The sequence below is a fragment of the Curtobacterium sp. MCLR17_044 genome (genome assembly GCF_003234435.1).
Taxonomy (GTDB): Bacteria; Actinomycetota; Actinomycetes; order Actinomycetales; family Microbacteriaceae; genus Curtobacterium; species Curtobacterium flaccumfaciens.
In genome coordinates this window covers 149,866-158,448 of record NZ_QKTC01000008.1, presented here as the reverse complement: position 1 = coordinate 158,448, position 8,583 = coordinate 149,866, and the positions used below count along the sequence as shown (strand labels likewise).

The window sequence follows — 8,583 nt, the reverse complement described above, 5'->3', positions numbered from 1 at the left end:
CCAGCTCGAGGGCGACAACGCCATCCTCACCGGCACCACCGTCCACATCTCCGAAGACGCCGCCGGCCTGCTGAACAAGACCTTCGGCACCGACGCCGTCAAGCGCGGCCTGCTCGTCGGCACCGCCACCATCACCGCACAGATCAAGTAACACCTGCCGCAACACCGCACGACGCGAAGAGTCGCTCCGCCGATCAGGGCGGAGCGGCTCTTCGTCGTTCGCGGTTCCGCACCGGTACTGCTTCTCCCAGTGGCCGAGCCTACGATCGAGCGAATGCCCGCTCCTCGCTCGACCCAGACCGACGACCGACCCGGGCCGGACGACTTCATCCGCGTCCGTGGTGCCCGCGAGAACAACCTGCGCGACGTCGACGTGGACATCCCCCGCGACCGGATCGTCGCGTTCACCGGCGTCTCCGGCTCCGGCAAGTCCTCACTCGCCTTCGGCACCGTCTTCGCCGAGGCCCAGCGCCGGTTCCTCGAGTCCGTCGCCCCGTACGCGCGGCGGCTGATCGCGCAGGGTTCCACCCCGCACGTCGACTCGATCACCGGACTGCCGCCCGCCGTCGCCCTGCAGCAGCGTCGCGGCGCCCCGAGCTCCCGTTCCACCGTCGGCACCATGACCACGCTGTCGAACTCGATGCGCATGCTCTACTCGCGCGCCGGCACGTACCCGTCCGGCGCCGACCGGCTCGAATCGGACTCCTTCTCGCCGAACACCGTCGCCGGTGCCTGCCCCCGGTGCCACGGCATCGGGACCGCGCACGAGGTCACCGAGGCATCGGCCGTGCACGATCCGTCGCTGAGCATCCGCGACGGCGCGATCACCGCCTGGCCCGGGGCATGGCAGGGCAAGAACCTGCGCGACGTCACCGCCGTGCTCGGCTACGACATCGACCGCCCGTGGCGCGAGCTGTCGCGCGAGGACCGCGACTGGCTGCTCTTCACCGAGGAACAGCCCGTCGTGCAGGTGCAGCCGAAGCGCGATCGCGTGGCGAAGCCCTACAAGGGTCGGTTCTGGAGCGCCCGCCAGTTCGTGCTGCACACCCTCGCCGACTCGCAGAGCGAGACCCAGCGCAAGAAGGTGCTGCAGTTCGTCGAGTCCGGCCCGTGCGGGCTCTGCGGCGGCACGGGCCTGACCCGAGCCGCCCTCGCCGTGACGATCGGCGGCCACTCGATCGCCGAGCTGAACGCGCTGCCGCTGACCGGCCTGGCTGACGTCCTGCGCCCGATCGCGGCGATCACCGACGCGGCAGCGGCGACGTCACGGGCATCGTCCGGCGAGCACACCGAGGTCGCCGTGGCGATCTCCCGCGACCTGCTCACCCGCGTCGAGGTCCTGGTCGGCCTGGGTCTCGGCTACCTGGCGCTCGACCGCGCCACCCCGACGCTCTCCCCCGGTGAGAGCCAGCGGCTGCGGATCGCGACGCAGCTGCGGTCCGGCCTGTTCGGCGTCGTCTACGTGCTCGACGAACCGAGCGCCGGGCTGCACCCCGCCGATGCCGAGTCCCTCGTCGACGTCCTCGACGACCTGCGTGCCGGCGGCAACAGCGTCTTCGTCGTCGAACACGACATGAGCATCGTGCGCCGAGCCGACTGGATCGTCGACGTCGGACCCCGTGCGGGCACCGGTGGCGGCACCGTCCTGTACAGCGGCCCGGTCGCCGGCCTGGCCGAGGTCGAGGCGTCGGTCACCCGGCGCTTCCTGGAGCCCCGGCAGCCGACCGCCGACCGCGCCGTCCGGACCCCGATCGGCACGCTCGAACTCCGCGACCTCACCCTGCACAACCTCCGTGGGCTCGACGTCGACCTGCCGCTCGGTGTCCTCACCGCGGTCACCGGCGTCAGCGGGTCCGGCAAGTCGTCGCTCGTCGGCGGCGTGCTGCCCGGCGTCGCGACGTCGCACCCGCTCATCGACCGCGTCGTGCAGGTCGACCAGAAGCCGATCGGCCGGACCCCCCGCTCGAACCTCGCCACCTACACCGGCCTCTTCGACGCGGTCCGGGCCGCCTTCGCTCAGACCGACGAAGCGAAGGCCCGCGGTTGGGGCGCCGGGCGGTTCTCGTTCAACGTCGCCGGCGGCCGGTGCGAGGTCTGCCAGGGCGAGGGGTCGGTGTCCGTAGAACTCCTCTTCCTGCCCGGCAGCTGGGCCCCGTGCCCCGAGTGCCACGGCTCCCGCTACACCGCCGAGACGCTCGAGGTCCGGTGGAACGGGGCATCCATCGCCGACGTCCTCGGCATGACCGTCGACGAAGCGGCGCCGTTCCTGGCGTCCCTGCCCGCAGCCGGGCGCGGACTCGAGACCCTCCGCGAGGTCGGCCTCGGCTACCTGCGCCTCGGCCAGCCCGCCCCGGAGCTGTCCGGCGGCGAGGCGCAGCGCATCAAGCTCGCCACGGAACTGCAGCGTGCGCGGACCGGCCACACCCTGTACCTGCTCGACGAGCCCACCACCGGCCTGCACCCGGCCGACGTCGAGCTGCTCACCGCCCAGCTCGCCCGCCTGACCGACGCGGGCAACACGGTCGTCGTGGTGGAGCACGCCATGGACGTCGTCGCGAGCGCCGACCACGTCATCGACATGGGCCCGTCCGGCGGTGTCGAGGGTGGCCAGGTGGTCGCCTCCGGCACGCCAGCCGAGGTCGCCGCCTCGACGACCAGCCGGACCGCCCCGTACCTGCGGGACCAGCTCGGTCGCTGACGCAGAAGTGCCCGCCAGGATCGCTCCTGGCGGGCACTTCGTGGCTGCCGCTGGTTACCGCTGGACCGCTTCCGGAGCGTCGTCGCGGAAGAAGTCGCTGCCACTGTGGGTGTAGCCGACCTCACCCGTCCGACGCCACTGCTTGCGGACGCGCTTGAAGGTGGTGATGCGTGCAGGTTCGACGTTCTCGTCGCTCGTGTAGGCGCTCATGGCTGATCTCCCTGTGTGATTGGCCGTGGTTCCTTGGCCCCCCGAAATGGAGGCTAGCGAGGGGCTCGGAGGCGAGTTCGCAATCCGTCCCGGAACGTCCGTGGAACGCAATTCCGGCCGTGCCGAGAGCCGGATCGCGCCCCTCCGGCACCGGGAGGCTCGTACGCCCCGAACGAGGTTCCCCTCATGACCGGCTGCGATCATGGTGGCTTCGACCAGATCAGGAGGACGAGCGTGACCGCTGCGAACCGAGCCGTGATCATCGACGCAGGGGGCGACGTCACCGCAGACCTCGGCGGTCGCTACGAAGCGGACGCGCTGGTGGAGTGGGCGAGCGTCACGAAGACCGTGACCGCCGCCGCCGTGCACGTCCTCCTCGCTGAACGGGACATCCCACGGGACACCCCTGCCCGGGACCTGTTGCCGGACGTCCCCGACGACGCCACCTACACGGTCGACGACTTGATCCGACACCGCTCGGGCCTGCCCCGTGTGCACCAGGGCATGTCGGCCGGGATCGTCGGCGACCCGTACGCGGACGTGTCCGAGGCGGACGTCACCCGTGCGCTGCGCCAGACCCCGACGACACCGGGTGAGCGGGACTACTCCAACCTCGGCTACGCGGTGCTCGGTCGGCTGCTCGAGCACGTCGCGCAGGAGGCATGGTCCACGGTCGCCGAGCGGACGGTCCTGGCTCCGCTCGGCATCACCAGCGCCACCCTCGACCCGGCACCCGAACGACGAACCCTGCTCCGGTCGTGGCGGGGCCGTCCCCGTGACCCCTGGACCGTCGGATCGGGGCCCTACGCACCGGCCGCCGGGATCTGGTCGACCATGTCCGACCTCCTGCGCTTCGGCCTGGGGATCGGACGCATCGAGCCGGACTTCCTGGCGTGGGAGCACCGCGACGGGCTGATCTGGCACAGCGGGCAGACACGGGACGCCGGCATCTGTCTGCTCCGTCACGGCGACGTCACGATCGCGTCGCACGCCCTCGGCGCAGCGCCCGGAGCCGCCGACCGGCTCGCCGTCCGACGCCTCCGTGCCGTGGGAGTCGTCGCGTGAGCGCCGGCACTCGGGCTGGCTGAGGGAGCGCGCGGGCGGACTCAGGAACGCAGGCCGAGCACCAGGTCGTGGACCACACGCGCTGCGCGTGCCGCGGCGTCGTCCAGGTGCTCACGGAACTCGGCGCCGTCCGGCGCGCAGAGGTCGCTGATGCACCGGACCGACACGAACGGCATGTCGTGCACGTGGGCGAACTGCGCGATCGCGGCCGACTCCATGTCGACCGCGGCCACCTCGGGGAACGCGACCCGGAGCGCGCGGGCACGGCCTTCGGTCACGAAGACCTCGCTCGAGCCGATCGTCGCCGACCGCAGGGGCCACGCGATGTCGGCACCCATCGCCAGCTCGACGAGCCGGGCGTCCGGCGCGTAGCCGGTCGGCATGCCGGGGACCTGGCCCAGGGCGTAGCCGAACGCGGTGGCGTCGGCGTTGAGGTTGACGTACCGGTCGCCGACCACGACGTCACCGATGGCGACACCGTGCATGAGCCCACCGGCGGTCCCGACGCTGATCACCGGGATGCCCGGGCCGAAGTCGTGGAAGCCGTGGGCAACGGCGGCCGTGGCGTTCGTGAAGCCGATGCCGCTGCGGCGCACGACGACCGTGGCGCCGCCGATGTCGAGCAGCTGGTGCGGGTCGTGGCCGCCGACGGGGCCGTCGAGGACGGGGACACCGCCGAACAGGTCGGCGAAGGCCGAGACCTCTTCGCTCATGGCCGCGATGATGATCGCGACGGGTTGCTGCTGCACTGATCGATCCTCCCACGCCGGGCGCGCGCGGACGTGCAGGTCGGATCGCGGCCGCTACCGGCGGGGGTCCTGGCGGGCCAGCTCGTCGGCGACGAAGGCGGCGAGCGCGTCGGCGCCGAAGTGGTCGTCGGCGGTGATGGTGACGACGGTGCCGGAGTCGTTGCTCGCCTCGGTCTCGTCGAACAGCAGCATCTGACCGTACGCACCGTGCAGCCGCCAGAGTCGGCCGGGACCACCCCATCCGGCCATCGCGTACCGCTCGTAGCCGGGGCCGGTGCCCTCGCGCTCGACCCAGTCGGTGTGCATCGCGTCGCACCACCGCGCGCTGACGATCCGCTGTCCGTCGACGACCCCGCGGTCGCGGATCAGGCGTCCGATGCGGGCGAGCTCCTCGGTGCGGAGCCACAGTCCCTCGCCCGCTGCGACGAACCCGTTCGGGCAGCGTTGCCACTCGACGTCCTGGATGCCGAGCGGCGCGAACAGTCGCTCGGTGACGAACGCGCCGACGTCGCCGACCCGGGTCTCGAGCACGCGCATCGCGGTGTAGGTGCTGGCGTTCGCGTACTGGAACACCCGGCCGCGGGACGGTCGCCGCAGGAACTCGGCCGCCAGGTCCGGCCAGTCCGTCAGCTCGGTCGCCGACCAGGGCATGTCGATCCCGCTCGTCATGGTGAGCAGGTGTCGGAGGGTGACCCGGTCGACGCCGTCGCCGAGCGCGAGCCCGGTCTCCGTACCGAGGCCGGTGCCGACCAGGGACGTCGCGATCGGTTCGTCGACGTCGACCAGGCCGTCGTCGGCGGCGATGCCGGTGGCCAGGACGCAGACGCCCTTCGCGGCGGAGTGGATCTCGCGTCGGACGTCGGGGGTCCAGTGGTGCTCGGCGACGTCGTCCGCGGTGCTCTCGGTGCCCGGAGCCGCAGTCCTCGTGCGCACGTGGATGCCGTGTGCGGCGAACCCGCTGGTGTCGATGTGCCGGACGACGGCGTCGAGGATGGTCGCGGCGGTGAGCACACCCCCATCCTCTCGCGGCCGCGCGGCTGCGGGCACGAGCAGGGGCCGCCGCGTACCGTCCGGCTCGTGTCCGACGAACAGCCCCGCCGCCCCGATCCCACCCGCGTCGGCGACCAGCCCGCGCTCCGGACGGCGTCGGGCTCGAACTGGCTCGTGTGGGGAGCCGTCACGGCCGTGATCGTCGCCGCGGTGATGGTCCTCATGGCGATCCGGGCGCCGGCGATCGGCTGGCCGGCGCTCGTGCTCGTCGTCGTGTTGTTCGTGACGATGGTCGTGGTGCGGGCCTCCGTCCGGCCGCAGCGCACCCGACTCGTCACCCTGGCCCTGCTCGACCTCGCCATCGTGGTCGTCGGACTGGTGGCGACCCTGGCGGTCCTGTACTCGACGCCGGTCGGTTGATGCCCCGATGGCATGTTGATAACGGTTCTCACTAAGATGGTGTGCAGCGACCACACCACGGTGGCCGTTCCATCGACGCAGCCGCAGCTGCTGGGAAGACCGACCCCATGCCAGCACCACACCCCACCGAGACCCTCGACGCCCTCGTGGTCGGAGCCGGACCGGCCGGCGTCGGCACCGGCCTGGCACTCCACGCCGTCGACGGCCTGCTGTTCGGCGTCGTCGAACGCGGCGTCGTCGGGGACACGTTCCGTCGGTGGCCGGAGCACCAGCGGTTCCTGACGCCGTCCTTCACCGGCAACGGGTTCGGGGCCACCGACCTCAACGCGGTCCACCCGCGCACCTCACCCGCCTACAGCCTGGGGACCGACTACCCGTCCGGGCCCGAGTACGCCCGGTACCTGCGGGGCGTCGTCGCGGCCTTCCACCTGCCGACCCTGCTCGACACCGAGGTCGAGGGCATCGAACCGGACGACGACGGCTTCCGCGTGACCACGAGCCGCGGCCCCGTCATCACCCGGAACGTGGTCTGGGCCGGCGGCGAGTTCTCCGACCCGATCCTGCCCCGCTGCGCCGGCACCTCGCTCGGGGTGCACGCGTCCGCCGAGGCAGCCTGGGTGGCGCGGTCCGGACACGTGGTGGTCGTGGGTGGCTTCGAGTCCGGCATCGACCTGGCGTGCCACCACGTCGAACAGGGGGCGACGGTGACGGTCGTCGACCCGTCCCGCCCCTGGGACGCCGGCAGCGGGTCGGACCCGTCGTTCCGCCTCGCCCCGCGGACCCGTCAACGGCTCGCGGCCGCGCGGGCCAGCGGACGCCTCACCCTGGTCGACGACGGTCAGGTCACCGGCATCAAGCGGTCCGGAGACGGGTTCACCGTCGGGGTCGCCGGACGGACCGCCCTGGTGGCGGACGCGCCACCGATCCTCGCCACCGGGTACGGCCCGGGGCTCGGGCCGGCCGCGAGCCTGTTCGACACCCGCGCGGACGGCTGGCCGCTGCTCACCGAGGACGACGAGTCGACCACCACGCCCGGACTCTTCCTGGCGGGCACCGCGCTCCGGCACGGCGCACTGCAGTTCTGCTTCGTCTACAAGTTCCGGCAGCGGTTCGCCCACGTCGCCCGCGTCATCGGCGAACGAGCAGGGCGCGACTGCGGTGCCCTGCAGGAGTGGGACGACGCCGGGATGCTCACCGACGACCTGAGCTGCTGTGGTGTCGAATGCGCGTGCTGATGCCGGCACAGCGGCCTGCCCGCCCCGCCGGTGCACGACTCTGGGCCACCCCCGCGATCATCGGCGGCGCCATCCTGGTCGGGTCGGTGATCGGCGGCGTCTCACCCTCGGCCGGCGACGCGATGGGCTCGGTGGTGGACGCGTTGGTGATCACCCTGGTCGTCGCCCTGTTCGTCGACGTCCCCCTGCACCGCCTGCCACGGACGCCCGGCGCCTGGAAGGTCATCGGCATCGCCTGGAGCATGAACTTCCTGCTCGCCCCGCTCGTCGCGTTCCTGCTCACCCGCGTGGCCCTGCCCGGACACCCGGCAGTGCAGCTCGGCGTGATGCTGTACTTCCTGGCGCCCTGCACCGACTGGTTCCTGGCGTTCACCCGCCTGAGCGACGGGGACACCGCCGTGGGGGCGACCCTGCTGCCGATCAACATGGTCACCCAGCTGCTGCTGTTCCCGGTGTGGATCACGGTCCTGGGCGGCAACGCCGGCATCGATGCCGTGGGCACCATCGGCACCCTGCTGCAGTGGTTCGTCCTGCCCGCCGCGATCGCCGTGGTGATCCGCCTCGGTATCTCGCTCCTGCCGGACGGCGCTCGAGCCCGCGCCGCCGCCCTGCCCGGCCGCGCGGTCCCCTGGATCGTGGGCGCGATGGTCGCCGGGCTCTTCGCCTCGCACATCGGGCTGCTGCTGGCGAACCTGCCGGTGTTCGTCGCCGTACTGGGGTGCGCGGTTGTCTTCTTCGCCGTGATGTTCATCGCAGCCGAGTGGGCGTCACGCCTCGCCGCCCTGTCGTACCCGCGGTCGGCGCTGCTCGCGATGACGACGGCGGCCCGCAACGCACCCCTGATGATCGGGCTGACGAGCGCCGCACTCCCCCACCAGCCGCTGGTCACCACGGCGATCGTCGTCGGCATGCTCGTCGAGTTCCCGCACCTGCTCGCGGTCCGCCACTTGCTGCTGCGTCGGCGACGTGGTCAGCACGCCGGGCGACGCCTGCGCGGCACCGCCGCATGGGGGCACCCGTGACGCACCGGGTCCGACTCGTCGTCGTCCCGACCGAGCGGCGGGTGATCGAGACCGAGCACGACGACCGGCGGACGGCGCTCCTGCTCGCGCTGGGCCAGGTGCCGCTCGGGTACACGGTCACCGACGTCGACGTGCTGCCGGAGCACGGGGACACCGAGTCCGGCATCGCGGAGCCGGGCCGACGCTGAGCCGGC

The 8,583-nt window shown here is 72.3% G+C and carries 9 protein-coding genes; 6 read left to right on the top strand and 3 right to left on the bottom strand.

Annotation, left to right across the window (positions count from 1 at the left end; all coding sequences use genetic code 11):
* The first annotated feature begins 274 nt into the window (after positions 1-274).
* Positions 275-2,698, top strand: a complete 2,424-nt coding sequence (locus DEJ04_RS07640; RefSeq protein WP_111046723.1) for an excinuclease ABC subunit UvrA — start codon at positions 275-277, stop codon at positions 2,696-2,698.
* A 54-nt stretch (positions 2,699-2,752) separates the two neighbouring features.
* On the opposite strand, the gene DEJ04_RS18370 is transcribed toward DEJ04_RS07640, so the two are convergent.
* Entirely contained in the window at positions 2,753-2,908 is a 156-nt protein-coding gene (locus DEJ04_RS18370; protein WP_155896774.1) for a hypothetical protein, read from the bottom strand.
* Between the two features lie 234 nt (positions 2,909-3,142).
* Between DEJ04_RS18370 and DEJ04_RS07635 the strand changes: the two genes are divergently transcribed.
* Positions 3,143-3,973, top strand: a complete 831-nt coding sequence (locus tag DEJ04_RS07635; protein ID WP_181437763.1) for a serine hydrolase — start codon at positions 3,143-3,145, stop codon at positions 3,971-3,973.
* A 41-nt stretch (positions 3,974-4,014) separates the two neighbouring features.
* On the opposite strand, the gene mtnN is transcribed toward DEJ04_RS07635, so the two are convergent.
* Entirely contained in the window at positions 4,015-4,722 is a 708-nt protein-coding gene (gene mtnN / locus DEJ04_RS07630; protein ID WP_110864380.1) for a 5'-methylthioadenosine/S-adenosylhomocysteine nucleosidase, read from the bottom strand.
* A 54-nt stretch (positions 4,723-4,776) separates the two neighbouring features.
* Entirely contained in the window at positions 4,777-5,733 is a 957-nt protein-coding gene (locus DEJ04_RS07625; RefSeq protein ID WP_111046721.1) for a serine hydrolase, read from the bottom strand.
* A gap of 66 nt (positions 5,734-5,799) precedes the next feature.
* Between DEJ04_RS07625 and DEJ04_RS07620 the strand changes: the two genes are divergently transcribed.
* The 4 genes from DEJ04_RS07620 to DEJ04_RS07605 all read left to right on the top strand — a co-directional run bounded on the left by DEJ04_RS07620 (position 5,800) and on the right by DEJ04_RS07605 (position 8,577).
* Complete coding sequence (locus DEJ04_RS07620) at positions 5,800-6,132, top strand: hypothetical protein (protein ID WP_111046720.1); 333 nt, start codon at positions 5,800-5,802, stop codon at positions 6,130-6,132.
* Positions 6,133-6,239: 107 nt separating this feature from the next.
* The gene (locus DEJ04_RS07615; protein WP_181437762.1) at positions 6,240-7,367 is read left to right on the top strand and encodes an NAD(P)/FAD-dependent oxidoreductase; all 1,128 of its coding nucleotides are present in this window, start codon (positions 6,240-6,242) and stop codon (positions 7,365-7,367) included.
* On the top strand, positions 7,367-8,389 hold the full coding sequence (locus tag DEJ04_RS07610; protein ID WP_181437761.1) for an arsenic resistance protein: 1,023 nt from the start codon (positions 7,367-7,369) through the stop codon (positions 8,387-8,389). Before DEJ04_RS07615 ends, DEJ04_RS07610 begins: the two co-directional genes overlap by 1 nt.
* Positions 8,386-8,577 (top strand): hypothetical protein, encoded by a 192-nt coding sequence (locus DEJ04_RS07605; RefSeq protein ID WP_146248672.1) that lies wholly within the window; start codon positions 8,386-8,388, stop codon positions 8,575-8,577. Before DEJ04_RS07610 ends, DEJ04_RS07605 begins: the two co-directional genes overlap by 4 nt.
* The last annotated feature ends 6 nt before the right edge of the window (positions 8,578-8,583 follow it).

What these genes read in the sequence shown, in the direction of transcription:
- DEJ04_RS07615 (WP_181437762.1), top strand. Translation starts at nt 6,240, where the DNA reads ATGCCAGCACCACACCCCACCGAGACCCTCGACGCCCTCGTGGTCGGA.
- DEJ04_RS18370 (WP_155896774.1), bottom strand. Translation starts at nt 2,908, where the DNA reads ATGAGCGCCTACACGAGCGACGAGAACGTCGAACCTGCACGCATCACC.
- DEJ04_RS07640 (WP_111046723.1), top strand. Translation starts at nt 275, where the DNA reads ATGCCCGCTCCTCGCTCGACCCAGACCGACGACCGACCCGGGCCGGAC.
- DEJ04_RS07610 (WP_181437761.1), top strand. Translation starts at nt 7,367, where the DNA reads ATGCCGGCACAGCGGCCTGCCCGCCCCGCCGGTGCACGACTCTGGGCC.